Source organism: Gelria sp. Kuro-4 (genome assembly GCF_019668485.1).
Taxonomy (GTDB): Bacteria; Bacillota; DTU030; order DUMP01; family DUMP01; genus DUMP01.
Genome location: NZ_AP024619.1, coordinates 2,772,151 through 2,795,526, shown reverse-complemented (window position 1 = coordinate 2,795,526; position 23,376 = coordinate 2,772,151). Strand labels below are relative to the sequence as shown.

19 protein-coding genes and 2 riboswitches are annotated in these 23,376 nt (G+C 64.1%); of the genes, 9 read left to right on the top strand and 10 right to left on the bottom strand.

Annotated elements, in window-relative coordinates; genetic code table 11:
• The first annotated feature begins 118 nt into the window (after nucleotides 1-118).
• A complete protein-coding gene (locus K5554_RS13960) occupies nucleotides 119-394 on the top strand; it encodes a CRISPR-associated endoribonuclease Cas6 (RefSeq protein WP_221040635.1) in 276 nt (91 codons plus the stop codon).
• Between the two features lie 612 nt (nucleotides 395-1,006).
• Here K5554_RS13960 and K5554_RS13955 read toward each other — a convergent pair.
• A complete protein-coding gene (locus tag K5554_RS13955) occupies nucleotides 1,007-2,425 on the bottom strand; it encodes a DEAD/DEAH box helicase (RefSeq protein WP_370636992.1) in 1,419 nt (472 codons plus the stop codon).
• A gap of 799 nt (nucleotides 2,426-3,224) precedes the next feature.
• Here K5554_RS13955 and K5554_RS13950 point away from each other — a divergent pair.
• The 5 genes from K5554_RS13950 to K5554_RS14600 all read left to right on the top strand — a co-directional run bounded on the left by K5554_RS13950 (nucleotide 3,225) and on the right by K5554_RS14600 (nucleotide 9,059).
• Nucleotides 3,225-3,395, top strand: a complete 171-nt coding sequence (locus tag K5554_RS13950; protein WP_221039059.1) for a hypothetical protein — start codon at nucleotides 3,225-3,227, stop codon at nucleotides 3,393-3,395.
• Nucleotides 3,396-3,622: 227 nt separating this feature from the next.
• A complete protein-coding gene (locus K5554_RS13945; protein WP_221039058.1) occupies nucleotides 3,623-4,333 on the top strand; it encodes a GntR family transcriptional regulator in 711 nt (236 codons plus the stop codon).
• Between the two features lie 138 nt (nucleotides 4,334-4,471).
• Nucleotides 4,472-8,089: a glycosidase gene (locus K5554_RS13940; RefSeq protein ID WP_221039057.1), complete on the top strand. Its 3,618-nt coding sequence runs from the start codon at nucleotides 4,472-4,474 to the stop codon at nucleotides 8,087-8,089.
• Between the two features lie 55 nt (nucleotides 8,090-8,144).
• Nucleotides 8,145-8,318 (top strand): hypothetical protein, encoded by a 174-nt coding sequence (locus tag K5554_RS13935; RefSeq protein ID WP_221039056.1) that lies wholly within the window; start codon nucleotides 8,145-8,147, stop codon nucleotides 8,316-8,318.
• Between the two features lie 105 nt (nucleotides 8,319-8,423).
• The gene (locus K5554_RS14600; RefSeq protein ID WP_221039055.1) at nucleotides 8,424-9,059 is read left to right on the top strand and encodes an RDD family protein; all 636 of its coding nucleotides are present in this window, start codon (nucleotides 8,424-8,426) and stop codon (nucleotides 9,057-9,059) included.
• A gap of 796 nt (nucleotides 9,060-9,855) precedes the next feature.
• On the opposite strand, the gene K5554_RS14780 is transcribed toward K5554_RS14600, so the two are convergent.
• The 7 genes from K5554_RS14780 to K5554_RS13895 form a co-directional block, all read right to left on the bottom strand.
• Nucleotides 9,856-10,605: an energy-coupling factor transporter transmembrane protein EcfT gene (locus K5554_RS14780; protein WP_221039054.1), complete on the bottom strand. Its 750-nt coding sequence runs from the start codon at nucleotides 10,603-10,605 to the stop codon at nucleotides 9,856-9,858.
• A gap of 58 nt (nucleotides 10,606-10,663) precedes the next feature.
• The gene (locus tag K5554_RS13920) at nucleotides 10,664-12,211 is read right to left on the bottom strand and encodes an ABC transporter ATP-binding protein (protein ID WP_221039053.1); all 1,548 of its coding nucleotides are present in this window, start codon (nucleotides 12,209-12,211) and stop codon (nucleotides 10,664-10,666) included.
• A gap of 3 nt (nucleotides 12,212-12,214) precedes the next feature.
• On the bottom strand, nucleotides 12,215-13,249 hold the full coding sequence (locus K5554_RS13915; protein WP_221039052.1) for an ECF transporter S component: 1,035 nt from the start codon (nucleotides 13,247-13,249) through the stop codon (nucleotides 12,215-12,217).
• Entirely contained in the window at nucleotides 13,236-14,504 is a 1,269-nt protein-coding gene (locus K5554_RS13910) for a metallophosphoesterase (RefSeq protein WP_221039051.1), read from the bottom strand. Before K5554_RS13910 ends, K5554_RS13915 begins: the two co-directional genes overlap by 14 nt.
• Nucleotides 14,505-14,541: 37 nt before the next feature.
• Nucleotides 14,542-15,570, bottom strand: a complete 1,029-nt coding sequence (locus tag K5554_RS13905) for a hypothetical protein (protein ID WP_221039050.1) — start codon at nucleotides 15,568-15,570, stop codon at nucleotides 14,542-14,544.
• A gap of 59 nt (nucleotides 15,571-15,629) precedes the next feature.
• Nucleotides 15,630-15,746: riboswitch (molybdenum cofactor riboswitch) on the bottom strand.
• Nucleotides 15,747-16,048: 302 nt separating this feature from the next.
• Nucleotides 16,049-16,624 carry an ECF transporter S component gene (locus tag K5554_RS13900; protein ID WP_221039049.1) on the bottom strand — a complete coding sequence of 192 codons (576 nt, stop codon included), beginning with the start codon at nucleotides 16,622-16,624 and terminating at the stop codon, nucleotides 16,049-16,051.
• Nucleotides 16,625-16,690: 66 nt separating this feature from the next.
• A riboswitch (FMN riboswitch) is annotated at nucleotides 16,691-16,847 on the bottom strand.
• A gap of 158 nt (nucleotides 16,848-17,005) precedes the next feature.
• The gene (locus tag K5554_RS13895) at nucleotides 17,006-17,635 is read right to left on the bottom strand and encodes a superoxide dismutase (RefSeq protein ID WP_221039048.1); all 630 of its coding nucleotides are present in this window, start codon (nucleotides 17,633-17,635) and stop codon (nucleotides 17,006-17,008) included.
• A 197-nt stretch (nucleotides 17,636-17,832) separates the two neighbouring features.
• Between K5554_RS13895 and K5554_RS13890 the strand changes: the two genes are divergently transcribed.
• On the top strand, nucleotides 17,833-18,819 hold the full coding sequence (locus K5554_RS13890; protein WP_221039047.1) for a LysM peptidoglycan-binding domain-containing protein: 987 nt from the start codon (nucleotides 17,833-17,835) through the stop codon (nucleotides 18,817-18,819).
• Nucleotides 18,820-19,276: 457 nt separating this feature from the next.
• Here K5554_RS13890 and K5554_RS13885 read toward each other — a convergent pair whose 3' ends face one another.
• Both K5554_RS13885 and K5554_RS13880 read right to left on the bottom strand, forming a co-directional pair.
• On the bottom strand, nucleotides 19,277-19,588 hold the full coding sequence (locus tag K5554_RS13885; protein WP_221039046.1) for a YtrH family sporulation protein: 312 nt from the start codon (nucleotides 19,586-19,588) through the stop codon (nucleotides 19,277-19,279).
• 70 nt (nucleotides 19,589-19,658) lie between these two features.
• A complete protein-coding gene (locus tag K5554_RS13880; protein WP_221039045.1) occupies nucleotides 19,659-20,807 on the bottom strand; it encodes a glycosyltransferase in 1,149 nt (382 codons plus the stop codon).
• A 132-nt stretch (nucleotides 20,808-20,939) separates the two neighbouring features.
• Between K5554_RS13880 and K5554_RS13875 the strand changes: the two genes are divergently transcribed.
• Entirely contained in the window at nucleotides 20,940-21,641 is a 702-nt protein-coding gene (locus K5554_RS13875; RefSeq protein ID WP_221039044.1) for a glycerol-3-phosphate responsive antiterminator, read from the top strand.
• 194 nt (nucleotides 21,642-21,835) lie between these two features.
• Nucleotides 21,836-23,371, top strand: a complete 1,536-nt coding sequence (locus K5554_RS13870; protein ID WP_221039043.1) for an FGGY-family carbohydrate kinase — start codon at nucleotides 21,836-21,838, stop codon at nucleotides 23,369-23,371.
• Nucleotides 23,372-23,376 lie beyond the last annotated feature (5 nt).

The window sequence follows — 23,376 nt, the reverse complement described above, 5'->3', positions numbered from 1 at the left end:
TTACGAGGAGAGAAGGCTGAAGGTAACAGAAGGAAGGTAATCGCCGGAAGTAAGTGACTCCGTCCGAAGAGGTCTTCCTCCAAGCAGGAAGAGATAGGCTCAGTGGACTACCGAAAGCATCGCCCTCAAGTCCGTCCGGGTGCGAAGCAGCGATCAAAAGGTGCTTTACTTCAAAGATACCGTGGTCAAAGGCTGGCTGGGACAATATGTATTTGAAGGTGACCCCGCTATGCTGCAGGTGGCACTCGATTGCGGTATTGGCGCCAAGAACAGCCAGGGCTTTGGATGCTGGAGCCGATTTAGCCATTGTCGTCGATCCTCAGTAGTGTCAAGAACCGGGGAGATCGACACCAGCACAAACACCGGAGTCACGGCCTTTTCCCAAGCAGACTGACTCAAAAGAGCCAAGAAGGCGTAAGGAAAAGGCCAGTATTTTCAGCCCCGCGACGGTTCTGAGCCTACCTACAAGGAATGGAAACCGCGTCCGTCCGGGCGCGGCTGGAGATGCGGAGGTCGTATTCTGAGCCTACCTACAAGGAATGGAAACGACAAGGCATCAACAAGGAGCGAAGGGGCAAACATGGTTCTGAGCCTACCTACGAGGGATGGAAATAAGTCTGACGGCACCGTATGGGCCTGGGGGCACAACGGGTCCTGAGCCTACCTGCGAGGGATGGAAACCAAAGAGCGTGGTGCAGCAGGCGGTCCCGGAAGGGGTTGTGAGCCTACCTACGAGGAATGGAAACGGTGGCTCGTGGATTTGTATCAGGTGGAAAGCATGCCTGTTCAGAGGAGGGGGGTGCAGCGGTACGAAACCCAGTTCGTTGCTGATGATAAGGCAGCTTCGCCGGCGCGCAACAGGCGCGCTGTGCGAGCTTTTCCTGGGTCGAAAGGGTTGAATAGTTCTTCAACGGGGCGAAAGGGCTCCGGAACGACGCGGGCAAGAGAAAGCAGGGGTGCGCCCGGGCGGTTGCCCAGGTGCACCCCTGTTTTTGCCTTTCCGGATCTAAGGACGGTGCCGGGTGTCGCCGTGACTCCGTTTGTGCGGTGCGGTCTTACCTCGCACCTGCCCGTGCCGGCTGCCGCCCCGGGGGCGTACCCGCCGGCGGGGCGGCGCTTCGACGCTGAGTTCGATCGGCGTGGTGGTCGGCTCGCGGGTGAGGAGCTTGAGCGCTGCGGCCAGGAGCAGCACAGAATCGGTTTCCTCGAGCAGGTTTTCCGCCACCGCCTTATAGCGCTCCACGTCGGCGGACTCTACGGTTTCGAGGAGTTTTTCCACCGTGAGGCGCTTCTGACCCTCGATGGTCTCGGTGAGCGTGGGCACGGGGCGGCGCGGTATTTTGCGTTTGATCAGCTGCTCGATCTGCCGCAGCTGGTTCATTTCCCGCGGGGTGACGAAGGTGATGGCCGCGCCCGCTTTTCCGGCCCGCCCGGTGCGGCCGATGCGGTGAACGTAACCTTCCGGGTCCTGCGGGACGTCGAAGTTGAAGACATGGGTGACGCCGCTTACGTCCAGCCCGCGGGCGGCCACATCGGTCGCCACCAGGACTTCAATGGTTCGCTCGCGAAACTGCCGCATTACATTGTCCCGCTGGGCCTGGGTTAGATCACCGTGGATGCCTTCGGTGGCATAGCCGCGTTTAGCCAGGGCCTCGGCCAGTTCGCTTACCCGGCGCTTGGTCCGTCCAAAGACGATGGCCAGGTCCGGGGCCTCGAGATCGAGCAGGCGGCAGAGCACGTCGAACTTCTGCCGTTCCGGCACCTCCAGGTAGTGCTGCTCGATGGCCGGCACGGTTAGTTCCTTCGGGCGAATGGCGATCAGCTCTGGGTCGTGCATGAACTGTTCGGCCAGGCTCCGAATCGGCTCGGGCATGGTGGCGGAAAAGAGCATGGTTTGATGCTCGGCCGGAACCTCGCGCAGGATGGCCTTGATGTCATCAATGAAACCCATGTTCAGCATTTCGTCGGCTTCATCCAGAACAACGGCCTTAATGTGGGCCAGGCGGACCGTCCGGCGCCGCAGGTGGTCCAGCAGGCGTCCCGGGGTGCCGACCACGATGTGCTGTCCTTTGGCCAGCGCCCGGATCTGACGGTTGATGTCCTGGCCGCCGTAAATCGGCAGCGCCCGCACGTGCTTGAACTGCCCGACCCGGTTGAGCTCCTCGGCGACCTGCATGGCCAGCTCCCGGGTAGGTGTGACCACCAGGGCTTGAATTTGGCCCTGCTGCGGATCCACCTGTTCCACCAGGGGAATCCCATAGGCCGCTGTTTTGCCGGTGCCGGTCTGCGCTTGGCCGATAACGTCCCGACCGGCCAGGGACAAAGGAATGGTTTCCGCCTGAATCGGCGTGGTTTCTTCAAAGCCCATGTTGCTTACGGCCTCAAGCACGGCTGGGCTCAATCCCAATTGGTCAAAGGTAGTCAGTGCTTTCACTCTCCTTAATGTACTGTAATATTCACGGTAAATGGTTTCCAGTTACAGGGGGTTTTAGCCCTCTGAGCTGCTCGGGGACAAACGCTGGACCTCCTTCTTTCTCCTTTTTGCTTCGGGCCAGAGGCGCGGGACTGAGCAGGCAGTGTCGACCGGCACCACCCGGGCTGGACAAAATCAAAGGCGCCGGTTACCTTCCCGGCGCCACACTGATCGATTCCGTACCTTGCGGTATGCACCATTGTGCAGCAGCGGCCAGTTTGCCGGATCCAGTGAACGTTCCCCGCGGCGGCGACTCTGCGCCGGCCGCGTCCAAGGGTTTCCCCGTGCGCCGACCACCACAGCTCCTCCGACTCTCTTCTCATTATACTATACCCCGATCGTAACCACCAGGGGAAAAATATTATTCCGGCATTCTACCTAACATTCATATGAGAGGATAGCTTACAGAAAGTATTGAAAGCTCCCTTTGCAGTGGTTAGAATAAGGCATAAGCAAGAGGGGAGGCTTGATCGCATGGGTTACCTGTGGCGTTGGCTTACGGCCTATTGGCGCTGCTTTGGAGTTCGCCCGTAGGTAGGCCTGGCGTGCGCGAACAGAAGGCAGGTGGTGGCATGGGCCGACAAGAAGGAAGCCGGGGGCGGGCGGCCGCCGGGCGACTGCCCAAGGCTATGTGAGGACGTGCAATTGCGACTATTTCTGAAGGCGTTGACTTTCCCGCGGGCAATGTATACAATAATACACGGATACAGAAATTCAATCGCGCTGAGAAACCACGGGGAGGTGTCCGGAGGTGAGCGTAAGCAAGGCCGTCGAGGTACCGGGACTTTTACGGGCACACTTAAGGGTTCTGAAGCAGGGGCCACAAGAAGCCAAGGCGCCAGCCGCAACGGACACAACGCTATCCCTGCTGCGCAACTTGTTCCTGAACGATTATCTCCTCACGCGTCCCCTGGAGGACTAGGGGATCTCCCAGTGTTAACTAGGTAGGCTTCCTTATAAGGCCTGTGCACCCGCCACCTGCGGGTGCGTTTTTTACCTTGCGGTCGTTATAGAAATAGCATACAATAAAAACGAGTATACGTAGATACAACCCGGTCGACCGTAGCGAATATGGGATAGAGCGTGAGGGGGATAGTAAGCACGCTGCGACACTTGGGAGAACGGGTTTGATGAGAGGAGAGAATGACGGTGCCGCGACGTGGCGAGAATGTGCAGGCGGGAAGAGAGGTGTTGCGCAACAGCATTTTTTGCCAGCTGCGGGATGACATCCTGAAAGGACGCTTGGCTCCCGGTGAAGGCCTGGTGGAGGTAAAGCTGGCGGCGCAGTACGGCGTCAGCCGTACCCCCATCCGGGAGGCCTTGCGCCAGCTGGAGCTGGAAGGCCTGGTGCGCTACCTGCCGAATCGTGGAGTGGTGGTGGAAGGAATTACCATCCAGGACGTAGAGGATATCTTTGTTATCCGGGAGCACCTGGAGAGCTTGGAGGCGAGCTGGGCGGCGCGACGTATTACGGAAGAGGAACTGAAGAAGCTGCAGGAAGTGGTGGAGCTACAGGAGTTTTATGTGGCGAAAGACGATGTGGAGCAGATTACCGTGCTGGACACGGAGTTTCACCGCATCCTCCTGGAGGCGTCCAAGAGCAAGGCCCTGCGCTACGCCTTGGGCAGCATGCTGGACTATGTGGAGCAGGCGCGCCTGCGCTCCCTTAGCGTGCCCGGGCGCATCCATTACTCGGTTAAGGAGCACCTGGGCATTTTCGAGGCGCTGAAGGTGCACGACAGCGACCTGGCGGCGCGGCGCATTGCCCAGCACATGGCCAACGCCCGCGCGAACCTGCTGCGCTTTGTTGAGGGAAAGAAAGAGGGGGCTGCCGCCCCGTGCGGGGGGAGCGTCCAGTAGATATTGCCACTACACCTATGCATACGCTTTTTGGCGGCTCCGCGGCGGCGGGGCCTTCTTTGCTTGCGGCAGGAAGAAAAGGGGTATTCTAGGGAAGGATATCCGGCAGCGACGTCAAATTTATGTGACAAGAGAAAAATGCTGTCCGATTTGGGAGGGGTTCATCTGAACATAAAGGAGCTGCGTGCGCGCGAAGACCTGTTCCAGGGCACGCTGGAGGCCGCCTTGAGCCAGGTGCGGGATGTCGGTACGGTGGACGTGGTGGTGGGCGTGCCCTTTTACAATGAAAAGGCCACCCTGCCTGAGGTGCTGGCCACCGCCGCCCGGGGGCTGCGGCCCTTCCTCAATGTGAAACCGCTCTTTGTCTGCGCCGGGGACCCGGCCGGCGCTGAGGCCTTGGCGGCGGTGCAGGGGCTGGAACTGGATGTGCCGCACCGCGAGTTCCTGCTGCCGGCGGGGGTTAATGGGCGCGGCTTCAGCATCCGGGCCATCCTGGAGGTGGCGCGGGAGTTGGCCGCCGATGTGATCCTTCTGGAGGCGGACCTTAAGGAGCGCGGCGGCTGGGGGTTCAAGCCTGCTTGGCTGGAGCGGCTGCTGTTTCCTTTGCTGCACGATTACGACTTGGTGGTAACCAGCTTCCGCCGCCACTACTTTGAGGACCCGACCGGCAGCTTTTTCGTGGCGCCCGTACTGGAGGCGCTTTTCGGCCTGCGCGTCAGCGACCCGCTGAGCGGGGTGTACGGGATCTCACGCGGCCTGGTGGAGGATTACTGCACAAATCTGGACTGGTGGTACGGGGGCATCGGCGATTTCGGTGTGGACCCCTGGCTCTTGGCGCAGGCGGTGGTGTGGGACAAAAAGATCTGCGAGGTGAGCCTGGGTGCCAAGCTCAGCCCGCCGGCGCCGAGTAAAAGGGCGCACGTTTTTAAACAGGTGGCGCGGGCGCTCTTTGACTGCATCAAGAGTCACGAGGATTACTGGCTTAAGTCCCAGCTTATCCTCAAGCGGCCGGACGTTTACGGCCTGGAGGCGCGGGACCGCCCCCTGGAGGTTACCTGTCACCTGCCGGATCTCATCGGCAGCTTCACCACCGGCTTCGATCACTTCAGCGCGCTCTACGCCCGGGTGTTTCCGGAGAAAGAGTTCAAGGGTCTGGAACGCCTGGCAGGGAGCCGGCACGAGGCGGAGTTTCGCTTCAGTGAGGAGCTGTGGGCTCATGTGGTGTACTACCTCCTGCAGGCCTACGCCTTCGACCAGAGCCTTAAGTCCGACGACATCCTGGAGGCCCTGCGCGTGCTCTACGACGGCCGCGTGGCCGGCTTTATCGCCGGCATGCACGATTTCCGCGCCCTGGTGGGCCAGGTGAAGAACCTGGACCTGGAGGACCTCACCTACGAACAGGTGGCGCGCCTCAAGGAGAACCAGGTGAAGGAGTTTCGCCGTTTCAAGGGGGGCTTTGTCAAGACGTGGGTGGAGAAGGCGGCGGAGGTACGCCCGGTGATCACCCCGCTCGATTACCTGGAGTTTATCCCCGGTGTGCCGCTCACGCTGCCGAAGGAGCTCAAGGGCCTGGGCGGCATTCCGGTGCGGACGGGCGCCGTGTTCCGACGCCTGCAGGAGCGCTACAGCGCCGCCTTCCACCGCTTTGTGCACGATGCCTTGGGCCTTGGGCCGGAGCTTTCGCCGGCGGAGGTGGGGGCCGGGGTGGAGCACTTCATGACTGAACTGGAGCAGGCCGTGGACGCCCTTTTCCCGGGCGACCTGACCACGCCCGAGGGAACGGACGCGGTGGTCAGAGAGATTTTCAGCCTGGTGCCCCACCAGAGCATCCTGGCGGTAAAGGATGAGATGCTGCACCGGCTGCTCACGGAGTTCCCGCCGCCGAACCTGCTCATTCGCCTGGGCTATGCGAGTACGGCCGAGCTGCTGGACCACCTGGACGTACGCGACGCCTTCACCCTGGCAGGGATCAGCGAGGAGCGCGAGTACACCGACCGCCTGCTCTGGTGGCTGGAGGACAACCTGCGCCCGGACAGCCTGGAAGAGGTGGAGATAAAACCGCTCATCTTTACTCAGGAGACCTTCCCCGGCGTCGGGGAGCTGCGCGACATCTCCCACCTGGATCGGCTGGCGGCGCGGGTAACGGTGAGCAACCTGCCCAAGGGCCTGGGCGGGGCCTTTCCCAAGCTGCGCTACTTCACCCACATTGCCAAGAGCCTGGTGGAGGCCGAGCACTACTCCTTTATCTGGCAGCTCTACGCCCGTGAGCGCAAGGAGTTCGGCACCAAGCTGGTAAACTCGGTCATCAAGCACCGCGGCCGCGAGGTTTTCTCGGCCACGAACATCTTCCAGAACTGGCACCAGCGCGACCTCGCCGCCCGCGTGCACCTTCTCGCCGAAAACATGGCCCGCGCCGGCCGCCCGGAGGCCGCGCGGCTCCTCAAGCTCATGACGGAGGGCTACGGCCTCAGCCTGACGCTGCACGACGGCACCTTTATCCCCTGCTCGGCCTGGACCTGGGCCAGCTACAGCTTTCGCGGGGGCAAGGGCGTGCCCACGCCGCTGTCGCTGCACGTAGAGCGCGACTGGTTCCACCACGACCTGCTGGAAGAGATCTACAAGGAGATGGGCTTTCGCCCCCAGGACATCATGACCGAGGTTATCGAGCGCATCGGCGAGGGGCGCGAGGCGAGCGACCTCCTCGACGTGCTCTTGGGAGCGCGCCCGGCGGAAGAGGTGGTCCTGGTACAGGATGCCAGCGCCTTCCCGCCGGCGGGAGAGCTTAAGCGTGCCTCCGAGAACCCGCTCCTTAAGCCCATCGGCGGGCACCCCTGGGAGAGCCGCTACGTGCTCAACGCCGCCACCGTGCGCCTGGAAGGCAAGATTTATCTCCTTTACCGGGCCTACGGTGAGGACCAGGTTTCCCGTATCGGCCTGGCCGTCTTTGACCGCGCGCGGCTCATGGAACGGCTGCCGGAACCGATCTTCAGCCCGGCGCTGCCGGAGGAGAGCCGCGGCTGCGAAGACCCCCGGGTAGTGGAGATCGACGGCCGGCTGTACATGATCTACACCGCCTACGACGGGGTGGTGGCGCAGGTGGCGGGGGCCACCATCAGCGTAGAGGATTTCCTGGCGCACCGCTTCGACCGCTGGAAGCGCCTCGGGCTCGCCTTCCCGGGCCTCTGGGACAAAGACGCGATCCTCTTTCCGGAGAAGATCGGCGGCAAGTGGGTGATGTACCACCGGGTGGAGCCCAGCATCTGGGTGTCGTACTCAGACACCCTGCGTTTTCCCTGGCCCAAGCAGAGCCACAAGATCATCATCGGTCCGCGCTCGGGTCTCATGTGGGATTCGCTCAAGATCGGCTCCGGCTCCCAGCCCATCAAGACGAAGTACGGCTGGCTCCTCATTTACCACGGGGTGAGCAACACCATGGTCTACCGGCTGGGCGTGATCCTGGTGGACCTCAGGGATCCCAGCCGCCTGCTCTACCGCTCCCCTAACCCCATCCTCTCGCCGGAGACGGAATTGGAGGTGGGCGAGCGCGGGCGCTCCTGGGTGCCGAACGTGGTGTTCACCTGCGGGGCCGTACCGGGAACGGACAAAGCGATCCTGGAGGACGAGGACGAGGTGCTGGTGTACTATGGGGCCTCCGATACCTACATGTGCCTGGCCAGCGCCCGGGTGGCGGAGCTGATCCCGGAGGAAATCCGTCGGCGGATTGCAGCACGGGCGCAGGGGGCCAAAGTGGTTTAACATGGTTTAACAGCTGGCTGCCCGGGCATCCTGAAAGGGAAAGGGGGGGCAGCTTGTGCCAAAGAAAAACCTCACCTGGAACAGGCAGGACCGGGGGCTGGAGGAGCTGGCGGCCGAGCACAACGACCCGCCGGACCGCCCGGCGCCGCGCGAGTCGCGCTTCCAGGATGCGGGCACCACTGAGGGTAGGGCGCGCGAGGGCGCCCGGCGGATTAAAGGCCACCGTTAGAGGACAAAAGCGGAAAACCGGGAGCAACAAATTTGAGGATTGTGAGCGTAACTTAAGGTGTGATAGAGTGGAGGCAGGAGATGTCTGAAAAAGGGGTTGAGGAGAATGCCGAAAGCCGACCTGGTCTCCCGGTTTCTCGCCGCCCTCATCGATGGGATCGTTGCGGGCGTGCTTTCCCTGGTACCTTTAGTTGGGTTTCTGGCGGGCGGGGTCTACACCCTAACCAAGGACGGTATCATGTACGAGCTGACCAAGAACCCGGAGTACAAGGGGCGGAGCATTGGGAAGAAGCTTCTTAGGCTTACGGTGGTGCGCGTGGACGGCGGCCCGGTAGACCTAAGGGTTTCGGCCAAGCGCAACCTTACCTTGGCCCTGGGCGGCCTCATTGGCATTGTGCCGCTTCTCGGCTGGGTGATCGGGCCTTTCGTGAGCTTGGTCCTCGGGGTGGTGGAGCTGCTCTTGGTCCTGGGCGATCCGCTGGGCCGGCGGCTGGGCGACAAGTGGGCCGGGACGCAGGTGGTGGCGGAGACGGCGACCCTCCCCGCCCGGGCAGAACCGTCCCAGGTGCCGCCGGCCTCGCCGGCGGAGCAACCCCGGCCGCAGGAACTGAAGGCGGAGGAGCGGCCGGAAGAATCCCAGCCGGCCGCGCCGGACGGGTCCGCCCCGGCCGCGCCGCCTGTGGCTCCAGGCGAGGCGCAGGAGGAGCAAAAGGAAGAGGGAAAAGAAGGGCCGCGCGAGTAACACGGGCAAAAGGGAAGACCTGCGTTCCAGCGCAGGTCCTTTCGCTGTGTCACCTGGATAGCAATACGCGACACGGCCGGCGCCGAGCGAGGTGTGCAGGATGGACGACGCTCTTCAGTTGCTCGAGGGTTACGGGCTCACTGTCCTGGAGCGCTACCGCAGCAAGAAAAACCGCGTGTACCGGGTGAGTGACGGCCGCCGGGAGCTGGCGGCCAAACTCTACACCTGTGCCGCTGCCTGCGCCCGGGAAAAAAGCGCCCTCCTCGAGGCGGGGGCACGCGGCATAGCCGTGCCGCGGCCGCTGGCACTCCTACGGGAGGACTTGCTGCTCCTTGAGAAGGTTACGGGGACGAATCTCTGCGATGTCTTGAACCAGACGCTGGAAGCCACCCTGGCGCGCCGGCTGGGTACCTGGCTGGGGGAGCTCCACGCACGCTTCAGACGGGGTGGGTGCACCCTCCTTAAGGGTGATGCCGTCCTGCGCAACTTTCTGGTGGGCGCGGGAGGGCAGCTCTACGGCCTGGACTGGGAGGAGAGCCGGGAAGGGGAGCCGCTCAGCGAGGTGGGCGAGGCCTGTGCCTCGGTCCTTTCGACTGACCCCATGTTTACACCGGCCAAGTACCGCCTGGTGACCGAGCTCCTTGCGGCGTACGAAGAGGCCGCCCAGGCCGGGGCGCTCCCGGCGGTGATCCCGCACGTGGCCGCAGCGCTGCGCCGCTTTGCCGGCTTTCGCCCCCGGCAGGCGGAGCTTCTCTTGGCGCAGGCGGCGGAACTGGAAGTGTCGGGGGCTGGGCTCCTAGAATGTGAAGTCCAGGTACGAAAAACAGGCCCTCAGCTTCGGGCAGAGGTAAAAGAGCGCCAGCACGCCGGCGGTGCCGAGCAGGCTCAGGGCGATGAGCGCGCCGTCCCCCCGGGTAAAAGGACACTGGCGCAGGTAGGTGCGCCGGCGGTAGAGACCGAAGGCACGCCCTTCCATGGAGACGGCCAGGGTGTCCACCTTCTCCAGCGCCGCCACGGTGAGCGGCCAGAACATGTAGCGGGCCAGCTGGGGCAGGGTGGCTGGGGCGGGGCGGTCCAAGGGGATGCCCTTGGCCAGCTGCGCAGCGTACACCGTACCCGCCTCTTCCCGCAGCAGCGGGACAAAGCGCAGCGCCGTCACCAGCATGAAGCCGTAGCGATAAGGCAGCCCGGCCTGCATAAGCGCGTAGGCCAGGTCGCCCGGGTCGGTGGTGGCGGTAAAGAGGTAACTTGCCCCCGTGATGTTAAGCAGGCGCAGGGCCATGGTGAGCCCGCGCACCAGGCCGCGGACGGTTATAGCGAGCTGTCCCGGCGGCAGCACCATGAGGGCCGGGCCTTTTTGGTTAAAGAGGAGCTGGGCGCAGAAAAGGGTGAGGCCGAAGACCAGCACGAAGCGTAGCTTTTTCAGCCAAAAGGCGCCGCCCATTCCGGCACGGGCGGCTGCGGTCGAGGTAAGAAGAAAGAGCACCGCCTGGAACACTGGGTTGGGCAAGGCAAAAACGAGGAGGCTCAAACAAAAAAGTGCCACCAGCTTCGCCACCGGGTTCGCCCGGTGAAGCCACGTGCGGCCGGCGCGGTAACTGAAGTCAGGAAAGTACAGGGCTGGGCACCTCCTTCGGCTGCAGGCGGTACCAGGGGACGAACTCGGCAAAGTCCCGGGCCGCCAGTTGGGGCCAGACTTCTTCGGGAGCGCCGCCGGCGATAAGGCGGCCGGCCTCGAGAAAGAGGACCCGGTCGCAGTAAAGGTCGGCGATGTAAGGGTCGTGGCAGACCAGGAGCACGGCGCCGCCTGCGGCGGCAAAGCGGCGCAGGGCGGCCAGGGTTACAGCTGCGGTGTGCGGGTCCTGGCCGATGAGGGGCTCGTCGAGCAGCAGCACTTTGGGCCGGTAGGTGAGAGCGGCCGCCAAGGCGAGGCGCTTTTTCTGCCCATGGCTCAAGGTTTGCGGAGGCCGTTCCTCCAGACCCTCCAGTTTGAAGGCTTCAAGGAGCGCCTTTGCCCGCTGCCGGCCCTCTTCCTCCGGGAGGCCGAAGTTGCGCGCCGGCAGCAGCAGCTCTTCCCACACCGTGGGTGCAAAGAGCTGGTGATTGGGGTTCTGCAGGACGAGTCCCAGGTGCCGCGCCCGTGCCGGGACGCGCGCCGGCGCCGTGTTGCCCTCGAGGACCACCCTGCCGCGGCGCGGGCGCACCAGGCCCAGAAGGGCGCGCAGGAGCGAGCTTTTTCCGCTGCCATTGGCCCCCATGAGGGCTACCAGCTCGCCCTGACGCAGCACAAAGCTGACAGCGCTCAGCACGGTCCGGCTGCCGTAGTCGAGGCAGAGGTCTTCCACCGTAAGAAGCGCCTTCCCGGGCGCCGCGCTCCCACGCGGACGCCGCCTTCCCGGCGGGAGCGCCGCCGGTGCCGGGTCGGGCAGCTGCACCCCGTAGGCGGCCAGGGCCGGGGCCCACCGGCCTGCCTCGGCCAGGCGGCCGTCGGCGAGCACGCGCCCGCCGGCCAGCACCACCAGCCGTTCCGCGAGGCCGGCCAGGTAGTGCAACCGGTGCTCGCACACAAGGAGGGTGAGGCCGGAAACGGACTGGAGTTCCGCGATGGTGTGAAAGACCTCCCGGGTGGCGCGCGGGTCCAGGTTGCTGGTGGGTTCGTCCAAAATGAGCACCGCCGGCCGGCAGGCCAGGGCCGCAGCGATGGCCACCTTTTGTTTCTCCCCGCCGGAGAGGCCGCTCAGCTTCCGGCCGGCCAGGTGAACGCCCCCTACCGCGGCCAGCGCCCAGCGCACGCGCTCCGCCACGGCGGCGCGGGGAAGGGCCAGGTTCTCCGGTCCGAAGGCCACCTCGTCAGCCACGCGTAAGGTACAAAACTGCCCTTCCGGGTCCTGCTGCACCAGGCCCACACGGGCGGCCAGGCGGTATACACCGGCGGAACGCGGCTCGAGGCCGTTTACCTCGATGGTGCCTGAAAGTTCTGCGCTCTGTCCGTGCGGGATGAAGCCGGTCAGGCAGCGGGCAAGGGTGCTCTTGCCGCACCCGCTCGGCCCGGTAAGGGCGAGAAGCTCTCCCGGGGCGACGTCCAGGTTGACGTCTCTAAGCCCCCAAGTGCCGCCTGGATAGCGGCAGGAAAAAGCGCGAAGGGTGATCATATTTCATTCAACCTTGATACGGGTTACCTGACGCACCCAGTAGCCGCCGGCGTAGCGCGGGGCGATCAGGCGGTAGGATCCGTCTTCTTCTTGGATCAGGAGGGTCTCGTCATCCTTAAGCAGGTCGGGCAAAGGGAATTCCACCGAGTAACCGTCTCCGGCACTCACCGTTACCTTGGTGGCCGCGGCGTCCGGCCGGGCGGCTGTCAAGATCTTTTTGAGCGGCACACCGGTGTAGTCGCGCGGCGCCACGTAGGTGACGCTGCCCTTCAGCTCCGCTGTTACTGTGATGGCCGGGGCGGCAAAACTCTCCGCCCGGTACGTGTAAGGGTGCGCCACCTTACCCTCGACGGCCACGCCGGGCGCCGCCCAAAAGGGCTCGAAGACGCAGGCGTAGTAGAACACGGCGCCCCCGGCGAGAAGAGCGCCGAGAAGGAGGGTTATGGCGAACTGGACGGTGCGGGCGCGCGGGGCGACCGGCCCTGCTGCGGCGGGCCGCCCGTGTTCCAGCAACCCCAGCACCCCGCTGCCCAGATAGCCGGCGAAGATGACGCCGGAGGCGGCCGCCAGGGCGGTCATAAGGAGAATGTACCAGGCCGGGGCGCCGGAAAAGTAAAGCAGCTGCATGAGAATGACCTCGCTGACGGTCCCCGCCGCGCCGGCAACCAGGTAGGTGCCCAGCCCCGGCTCGCGCCGGAGGGAGATCACGGCATCCACCGCCGCCGCCTGCACGACGCACACCAGCACGATGACTGCGCCGTGGGTGCTGCCGGTGAGCATCTCCACCAGTCCCTTAAGGAGGCCGACCGCCGTGACGGCGCCGGGCTTGCGCACCAGCCCGGCCAGAACGATGAACCAGAACACGTGCAGCCCGCCCATGAACTGGCCGGCTCCGAACGGCACGCCGAAGAATTGGTTCACCAGGTTGCCGAGATAGCCCACGTAGGCGCTGAGCACCCCGCCCAGGGCACTCAGGACGGCCATGGTAATGAGCTCCCGCGTGGTCAGGTAATAGCCGCACGCTTTATTCTCCTGCATCTTTTACCACCTCGATCCGCTTGACCTGTCTCACCCAGCGCCCGCCGGCCGAGGGATAGACGTTCCAACCCTGGCCGGGCAGAGAGGTCTGGGCGCAGTCGGTGTTGCTGTAGAGCCCATCCGCCGGGGCCAGCACCAGGCGCGGTCCTTCTTCCCAGTCCGGCGCCAGCCGCCCGTCCTTCTCGTAGGCCAGGAGCATGCTTCCCTGCAACTTAAGCCATTCTTTAGCTGGGTAGAGATTGGCGTAACCGAACTCCTGGCTGTAGCCGTCTTCAGCCACCACCTTAAGCGTCTGGCCGGGCGAAAGGCCGTTCACCGCCTCCAGGAGGTGGGCAAGAGGTACTCCCGTATACTCTCCTTCGCCGCCCCGGTTGCCGAACTGGTTCTCAAAGGCCGCTTTCACCGTAACGGCGGGAAACGCCAGCAGTTCTTCCAGCGTGAAGGAGCGGGTCGCTGACGGCGTGGTAACCGTCACCGTAGGCTCTGTGGCTGCCGGTTCTACCGGTACGGCCTCCACCTTAACTCGACCGCCCGAAAGCTGCACGCGGGTCCAATGGTGAAAGCCGCCGGCCGCCCGCGGCGCGTAGAGGGGCGCGCCGGCACCGCCGGTGGTCACATAGGTTATGCCGTCCTTTTCCCGGCAGGCGAAGAGGTGAACATGGCCGCTGAAGACGGCGATGACCTGGTGCTGCCGGAAAAGTGCATGCAGCTGGGCGGCTTCTTCCGCGCTCTTTAAGGCGTGGTCTTCTCCTGGGCGTGGGTCCCACAGGGGGACGTGAAGAAAGATGAGCTTGGGACCAGGCCGCGCCAGTTCCGCCGCCAGCCAGTCCAGCTGCTCCTGGGAGAGTTCACCGTCGGCGTCATCCAGTCCCAGGAAGTGATATCCGTCCCGGGCAAAGGACCAGCACGGCGGGGAACCGGTCAACTCCGTAAAGAGACGGCGTCCCTGGCCGCGGACATCGTGGTTGCCCGGCACGGCGTAGAAGGGGACGCGCAGCTTCTCAGCCTGCTCCTTAAAGTAGAGGTATTGCTCGCGGGTGCCCGCCGGCGTCAGGTCGCCGCAGTGGACGACGAAGGCCGGACTTTCCGCATTGATCGCGTCGACGACGGCTTCCCAGACAGCGCTTCGGCCCTGGCTATCGCCCACCACGGCCAAGGTAAGGCTGCGGGGGGTGGTGCCGGCACAGCCGGTGGCAGCAAGCAGGCTGAGAAAGAGGAGGGACGCTACAAGCACCAGCGGCCTGCGCAACCGCATCGGCAGCCTCATCTTTGCCCGCCGCCTTTCTTAGGGTTCACTTAGGCAGGTTGGTGAGGCGGATTTCGGCCACCTGCTTGATTCGTTCCTTGTTGCTCTTGAGGCCGGCCCCCGTGAGCGCCAGCGGGCCTTCGTCCGGCGGGAGCAGCTCCCCGTCCTTCCAGTAGGCCAGGATGATGTTCTGGTTGCGTGCCACGTCCTGGGCGGAAAGCTCTGCCATAAAGCCATCCTTGGCCACCACCTGAACGGTGTAACCCTGCTTGGCCAGGTCATCGTTAAATACATAGTGACCGCCCGGGCTGTCGGCGCCGTCCACCATGGAGAGCACCACCCAGAGCGGTACGCCCTTGTACTCGTGTTCTTTGCCTTCTTTATCCGTGTGTTTGTACGTGACGGCGGGGTGCGGGGTGGCGGTGCAGGTGGCCAAGCTTTCAAACGTGGAGCGGTCGAGCTCCGCTTTCTCCACGCCGCTCAGGTTCAGCTTCCACTCCGTGGGCGCCTGGGTCAGGGCTATCTTGGCCACGTTCTTCACCCAGAAATGGCCGTCGGTCAAAGGGGCGTTCCCGCCCACGAAAACGATCCGCGGCAGGTCTTTTTCCTCTTTCCCGTCTGTTTTGTAGGCCAGGATCATCTCCACGCCGCCCAGCTTGGCCGGGGAGCCGTCCTGGTTGTAGGTGAGCAGGTTGCCTTCCACCTGGTCGGCGGTGAAGGTCATGGCGTAGCCGTCAGCTGCTACCACCTGCACGGCCTGCGTCGCCGGGTCCCACTTTAGCTGGGCGAGGAGGTCTTTCACCTTGACGCCGGTAAAGCCGTCGGGGCCGACGATGGTGCCGGTGGACTTTTTGTAGCCGCCCTTGGCGCTTACGGCCGGAAACCGGCTCAAGTCCACCTCGCTGCTCGCCCCGGCCGCATCCACAAGCGCCACTTTAACGCCGGCGGTGGGGGCGGGGGCAGCGGGCTCTTTTTCCGCTGGGGCCTTCCGCCCGCCGGCGCAGCCGGCACTGAGCAGGAGCAGGGCCAGACCCAAGATCAAGACATAAGTTCTTACGCTTTTCCACGTTGACATTTTTCTTACTCCTCCCTTGTTTATGAAATTAAGGCCCGTTCTGCGGAAAGCAGAACGGGCCTTAAGTCCGCTTTTCTCCTTTCCGCACCGGGAGGCAAGCAGGTTTCCCCGCTTACCCTATCGGTCCATCGCCTTAGCTACGCCTTAGGCGGCTGGACTCGGAGAAAAATGGTATAAACTTATATTCTTAATTCGCCAGCGAGCAGCCTTTTCCTTCTTCAACCCCGAATTTTTACACAGAGGGAGGTCTTCCCAGCCTTACGGTTCGCGAGCCAGGAGTTCCCACACCCAAGGTTCGGCCAGCCGCGCTGCCAGCTGGCCACCCCGGCGAGCCGGTACTTTTGCACCAGGGTAAGGCGGGCTGGGAACCCCGGGGCCGCGCCTGTGGGGGGATTACTAAGAAGGCGTTAGGTGGCAAAGGCCCGGGTGCAGGTGCTGCACCCGGGCCTCTCTGCGCGTGGGGGCTAGGAAAGGGATGTTAGGGCCGGGCCTTGGCCGGCTGGGAGACGAGGGCGGGGGCCCCCAGGAGGGCGCTGACGCGCTTGTAAAGGAGGAATGTGGCGGTGGAGGTGAGGGTGCCCTTTATCAGGTTGAAGGGGACGATGGCACTCACCGCCAGGGGAAGGATCTGCTGAGCGGGCACGTTCCAGAGCGGGAGAAAGATATAGATGTCCGCGATGGTAACGGTGGCGGTCATGGCCAGGGTGCCGACGAAAAGGGAGAGGACGGCGCCTTGAAGAGTGTGCACGCGCCGGTACACCAGGGCGGCGGCGAGCACAAGGCTCGCCCCGGTGACGAAGTTGGCGCTCACACCGATGATCCCGGCCTCAGAGCGGCCGGAGAGGAGGAAGACGATGCACTTGATCGCCTCGGCCAGCACACCGGCCGCCGGGCCGAAAGCGAAGCCGGCGATGAGGGCGGGGACGTCGCCGAAATCGAACTTGAGGAAAGTCGGCATGAAAGGAAGCGGGAACTCCAGGTACATGAGGAGGAAACCGAGGGTGCCGAGGAGGGCCACCTTGACCAGATACCGGGTGCCGCGCAGATGGGACATCTAAACCATGACCTCCTTAAAAATTAATCCCCGGAAGAAAAGCCTTCCGGGGAAATGGGCGAACAGCACTACCTTCTTCCATCCGGACTATACCGTCGGCTCTGGTTTCGACCAGATCAACCACCTCGGTGGCTCGCGGGCTAATCCTCACAGGCTGCGCTGGAGGCTTCACCGCCGGTCAGGAATTGGGGGCCCGGCCCCTCACCTTGCCCTGAAGGCCTTCTTCCTTATAGTTTTTATCATACCGAACTATAGCACAGGGCGGGCAAGAAAACAAGGGGGATGGGACGGGACCAGGCCCGTTCTACCTTCCTGAGCGCCGCTGGCTGTTTTTCTGCCCGGCCCAGCGCTTTCTACGGAGCGCTGAAGGGCTGTCCCGGCTTAGGCGAAGAAATCGGTGTTCAGTGTAGGTACCGGGGCGCTGCGCGCCAGATAAGGGCGGAGCCTCCGGTTGACCTCTTCCCAATCGATGTTGGCAAAGAAGGCATCCAGGTAGCCGGAACGGTTGGTGCCATAATCAATGAAGTAGGCGTGTTCGTAAACGTCTAGGACGAGAAGGGGCGCCGTGCGCTGGATGCCGCCCACATTGTGGGCATCGAGCAGAAAGTTGTGCAGGGTGCGGTCGTCAAGGTCGAGGGCCAGGATGCCCCAGCCGCGGGCGGAGAGGCCGAGAGCGCGGAAGTCGCGGGCCCAGGCCTCGGTCGATCCGAAATCGCGCTGCAGGAAAAAGCTTACCTCGCCGCTGGGGGGACCATCGGTCCCGCCCAGGTTGCCGAAATAGAGCTCGTGCAGTTTAACTCCGTTGAGCGCGTAAGTCTCTTCCAACTTCAGCTCGCGGTAGGGGCTGTAGGTGGCGTTGGCCGTCTGCCGATTGACGGTGCGGAGCAGGCTCCAGATCTCGTTGGTTTTATTCACATAACCGAGGTACAGCTTGTAGTGCTCGGTCAGCAGGCGTGCCGAGAGGCCGGGAAGGGAGGTGTAGGGCAGGGGCCGGGGTGTAAGCTGCGCCATTCGGTATTCCTCCTTGGGCGACGGATGTCCTCGCTACGTGTCCTCAATAGCTTACGCACCGCACTTCGGGTCGGTTACAGTTACTTTTGTTAATTACCAGGGGGCCCGGCAGGGATCTCGGCTCCGAACGCGAATATAGCAGTTAGATTGGCAACTTCTAATAATTCCGGCAAGGGGACGCCGGTGGGGGGATAAAGATGCCGGGACGGGTGCATGTGGCGCACACGGTGCTGAGTGAAATCTTAACCTGGGCGCGCCAGGCCCAGGGGCGCGAGATCGGCGGTATCCTCTTGGGCCGCGTGCACCGTGGCCGGGCGCTGGCGGTACGGGTGGAGGCCGCGCTCCTGGCGCAGGGGGCGGACTCAGTGGGGAGCAGCATCCGCTTCACGCCGGAACTGGTGTCGGAACTCAGCGCCCGGGGCCAAAGCGAGTACCCTTCTTTCCAGGTGGTGGGTTGGTTTCACACGCATTGCGGCTTGGGCGCCTTTCTTTCCGGCTACGACATGGCGGTGCACAAGGAACACTTCAGCGAGCCCTGGCAGGTGGCTCTGGTGCTCGATACTGAGCTGGGGCGCGAGGCGCTCTATGGCTGGGAAGGCGGGGCGATTGTCCCCGTGGCGGCCGGCGCAGGAACCTACGCGGTAGGCGAGACGGCCGCTACGGCGGCGCCTGCCCTGCGCCCCCGCTGGCGCCTGGTGAAGCCGCGCCGCCTTCTGGTGGTGCTGCTGGCCGGTGTTCTCCTGGTTGCCGCCCTGGTCGGCCTCACCCGGTTATCCCGGCACGGCCCCGCGGCCGGGGAAGCACCTGCTGCTACCAAGGCCCCGGCCGGTGCAGCTGCGGCACCCGGCGACGGAGAAGGACAAAGAGAAGGACAAGCGGGTGCGGCGGCGGCACCCATCCCCGGGGAGGGCTGGCCGGCGGGTACGGGAGAGATGACCGGTTCGTTGCCGGCACCGGATGCCCCTGCCGGGCAGAAATACATTGTGCGCCCCGGGGATACCCTTTGGGGCATCAGCGAACGTTTTTACGGGCAGGGGGACTTCTACCTGGAGGTATCGCGCCACAACCGGCTCGCCAATCCGCGCCTCATTTTACCTGGGCAGCAACTCATCCTGCCGCCCAAAGAACCGCAGGCGGCGCCGGTGAAGCAGCCTGCCGTCACGCAGGCCCCGCCCGGCGCCTGAGCAGAGCTGCGGCCGTCTTCCTGTTGCACGCGGACGTACATGAGCAGCCGCTCGGTGAGGACTGTGGTTTCGACAGTCAGGAGATACGAGCGGCCGTTTAATTTAAGGCTGCGCCGGTGCACCAGAAAGGGAATGGTTTCCGGGTCGAGGGCGGTCAGGGGGCGGCCGATGAATACGCTCAGCCACTCTTCCACCTCTTTTTTCACCTGCGCCTTAAGCGCGGCGTTGAGCGGAGAGCCCACCCGCACCTCAACCTCGCGCACCACCGGTTCACTGGCCGCCGCCAGGCTTTCTTCCAGCCGTGCCAGGCGGGTTTCCGCCGCCGCCAGCTTGGCCTGCAGCTCCAGCCGCTGGGCGTGCAGTTCATCGAACCAGCGACCGGCCAGAAAATTGTAAAAGAGGTTGCCGAGGAGAAACCCCAGGACAAGGCAGGCCAGCGGCCGTACCAGGCGCGCCATCAGCTTTTCACCAGCCCCGCCACCAAGAGACAGGCCAGGTGGGCGCCCAGAAAGGCCGCCAGTATGTAGACCAGCTGCCGAGCTACCGGCCGCAGCTGGCCGTAAAGCAGCCCTGCCTCCAGGGCCTGGAAAATGGAAAAGGTGCCCTCCAGGGCGACCACAATGGCCCACACCTTGATGCGTTCGGCAAGGTTGAGCATGGTTTCACCGGGCGGCTGCCCGCTGAGGGTGGCGCTGAGCCCGCCCAGGAAGGTACCGCCCAGCACCACACCGAGCGCGATGGAGAAGGTGAAAAAGAGCTGCCGTAGCATGCCACCACCCCCGCCGCTAAAAGTATATGTGGGCGGGGTGGGGTGCAGCCCGGAACTTTTTACAAGGAGCCTACAGCGGACGCTCGGCGTGCCTGCCGAGCAGGCCGGCGATGATCCGCGCTGCGTCCCGTGCAGCCGTCGGGCGGGCAAGTGCGGCGGCCGCACGGCGCATGCCGGCCAGGCGCTCGGGGCTGGCCAGTATCTCACCGACGGCGCGGACGGCTTCATCGACGTTTTCTACCCGCACGGCGGCGCCGGCGTGCACGAGAAAGCGCGTGTTATCCTCCTCCTGGCCGGGAATGGGGCGGATGATCACGAGCGGCAGCTCCCGCGCCAGGGCTTCGGCCGTGGTGAGCCCGCCCGCCTTGCCCACCAGGAGGTCGCTGGCGGCCATCCACTCCTCGATGTTGGTGACAAAGCCGAGGACGTGTACAGGCCGGCGACTGGTGACCGCAATGCGCTCGACCCGCGCCCGCAGGCGCTCGTCGTGCCCCGCTACCAGCACCACCTGCAGGGGGAGCGGGAAGGCGGCCAGCGCCGCGCACAGTTCGTCCGCGGTGGGGAGGAGCCCCTGGGCGCCCACCATGACCAAAACGACGGGGCGATCCGGGGCAAGGCCCAGGGCCCGGCGCGTGGCGGTGCGGTCGCGCGGCACGGCGAAGCGGGGCGAGATGGGGATGCCGGTGACGGCGATGTCGGCTGTCGATACACCGCGCCGGACCAGGCGTGCCCGGACATAATGGGAGCCGGCGATGTAAAGGTCGGTGGCCGGGTGCAGCCACTGGCTGTGCAGGCTTTGATCGGTAAGGACGGTGACAAGCGGCTGGCTTACCAGACCGCGGCGTTTCATTTCCCCCACGATCCGGGAGGCCACCGGGTAGGTGCTGACCACGACGCGGGGCGCGTAGGCGGAAAGGAGCAAGCGGGTGCGCCGGAAAAAGATGCGCGTGAGCCGGCGCTGTACGCGCGACTCCGGCCCTGAGCGGTCGGTGAGGCGATAGAACTCCTTCCAAAGGAGGGGCGCCTTGAGTACGGCCTGGCGGTAAGAGATCTCCACCAGGCGGTTGGCCGTGGGACTAAGCTCCCGAAAAAAGTTGACCAGCGCGCACTGGAGCTCCGGATGGGTAAGCCGGAACCCCTCCACCAGGGCACGCGCCGCCTGCAGGTGTCCGCCCCCATAGGAGGCGGCGAGAATAAGCACATCTACCTTGTCGGGCAACTTAGGTCCTCCTTCGTCCGGCCTCGCCCTTACCCTTGTCTTTGCCTTGTTCTAATTATACTATGAGAGAGAAGCTCTTGTCCGCGTTTTTTGGGTTAACCCTGGTACAGTAGCAACAAGGAGGCAGCGCGTATGGACTGGCTTATGCTTTTTGCCCGCCACCCGGTAATCCCTTCCCTTTGGCACGACCAGGAAATCGAGAAACTGCCGCCGCAGGCGGCGGTGGTGCTTATCTCCCGGGCTTCCCTCTTTGATCTGCCCGCCCTGGTGGCGCGGCTGAAGCACCTGGAGCGGCGCGTCCTGGTGCAGGTGGACCTCCTGGAAGGCTACGGCAAGGACAGGACGGTGGTAGAGTACCTGGCCCGGGGGCTGAAGGTCGACGGCATCATCACCCCCAATGCGGGGCTCATCGAAGCCGCCCGGCGGGAAAAAATCCTGGCCGTCCAGCGCATGTTCCTCCACGACAGCGCGGCTCTCGAGAAGGGCCTGCGGGTGGTGAAGGGGAGCCGGGCGGACTTCCTGGAGCTTTTGCCCGGCCCGCTGGTTCCCGAGGTGTTGCCGCTTGTTCATCAGGAAGTATCCCTGCCGGTTATGGCGGCCGGTTTCATCCGTACTGTGCCGCAGGCGCGCGCCATCCTGGCGGCGGGCGCGGTGGCGGTGGATACCAGCTGCCAGGCGCTGTGGTGGCTCACGTCCGCCGACCTGAACCTGAGGGGCGGCCAGGATGAAAGGCAATTTCCTAGTTATGAAGGAATTCGGGAAAACACGGCGAATACTAAGAGTAAGAAAAAGTTTGACCCGAATGGAACTGGAATAAGGCGCCAGGAAAAGTAGTATATATTTGTGGGGCCGAGAGTTTTAAGAGAGGGCCCTGTAAGCATGCTGAGTCTGCTTACAGCGGTCCTCTTGCGTTTTGTGAAGAAGGAGGGATGTTGCTGCACAAGCGGGAACGGCCGGCCTGTCCAGCCGGAAAAGAGGAGCGGAGAGCGTGGCGTCGTCCTTAACAAGAAGAAGGGGGGCGGGAGAAGATGGCTGAGTACCTTCTTGGTTTTGACGCGGGTACCTCTGGCAGCAAGGGCGTCATCATCACCCGGGACGGCGCGGTGGTGGCCGCGGCGGCGGCCGAGCACGGGGTGGACGTGCCGCGCCCGGCCTGGGCGGAACAGGACCCGGAGGCAGTTTACTGGGGTGACTTTAAGAAGATAGTGAAAAAGATGCTGGCCGACTCCCGGGTCTCTCCCCAGGAGATCGCCGGCATCGGCGTAAGTGGTCTCACCCCGGATATGGCCCCGGTAGACCACGAGGGCAGAGCGGTGCGGCCCTGCATCATCTACATGGACCGGCGCGCCACGGCCGAGTGCGGCTGGGCGAAAGAGCACCTGGGCGAAGACAAGATCTTCGCAGTGAGCGGCAACGCCGTCGACCCGTACTTCGCCGGCTACAAGATGATGTGGTATGCGCGCAACGAACGGGAAAACTACGAACGCACCTGGAAAATGCTGAACTCCCACGCCTACATCATCTTCAAGCTCACCGGCGAAGCGGTCATCGACTACGGTGTGGCAGGTCTCACGGCACCGCTCTTTGACATCAAGAACCTGAAGTGGTCCGAGGAGATGTGCGCGGCCTGCGGCATCGACCCGGCCAAGCTGCCGCGGCCCTGCCCGGCGCACGAGGTGGTCGGCGCGGTGAGCGAGGCGGCCGCCCGCGAGACGGGCCTCGCCATGGGCACGCCGGTTATCGCCGGCGGCGGGGTGGATGCCTCCTGCTCGGCCTTCAGCGTGGGCATGATCGAACCGGGTACCTCGGCCTGCATGTACGGCACCACCCACTGCTGGCAGATCGCCCTGGCCGAGCCCAAGTTTGACCGGCGCTTCATCAACTTCCCGCACATCTACCCCGGTGCTTACGTGGCTCTGGCCGGCCTGGGCACCACCGGGGCCGTCATTCGCTGGTTCCGCGACCAGTTCGGGCAGGTGGAAAAGGAGACCGAGGCCAAGGTAGGCGCGTCGGCCTATAAGATCATGGATCTGGAGGCGCAGCTTATCCCGCCCGGTTCCGACGGCGTGGTGCTCGTCCCGTACTTCATGGGCGAGCGCACCCCCATCTGGGACCCGTACGCCCGTGGCATGTTCTTCGGCCTCAGCCTCTACCACACCCGGGCGCACCTGTACCGGGCCATCATGGAGGGCATCGGTTACGGCCTGGAGCACCACGCCGAGGTGGCGCGCGAGCTCGGGATTATGCCGGAGCGCGTGGTGGCCGTGGACGGCGGCGCCTCGAGCCCGCTTTTTCGGCAGATCGTCACCGATGTCATGAACGTGCCCCAGGACTATATGGCCAAGGTGGCCGGGGCGCCGGTGGCAGATGCCTTCCTGGCCGGCCTGGGCGTGGGCTTCTATAGGGACTTCACCGAGATCAAGCAGTGGATCGAGCTCAGCGACAAGAACGAACCCAACCCGGCGGCGACGGCCGTCTACCGCAAGCTCTACGGCGTGTACCGGCGCCTCTACGAGAAGACGGTCGACGAGATGCACTTCATCGCCCGCCTGGCGGAGGAATAAAGCTA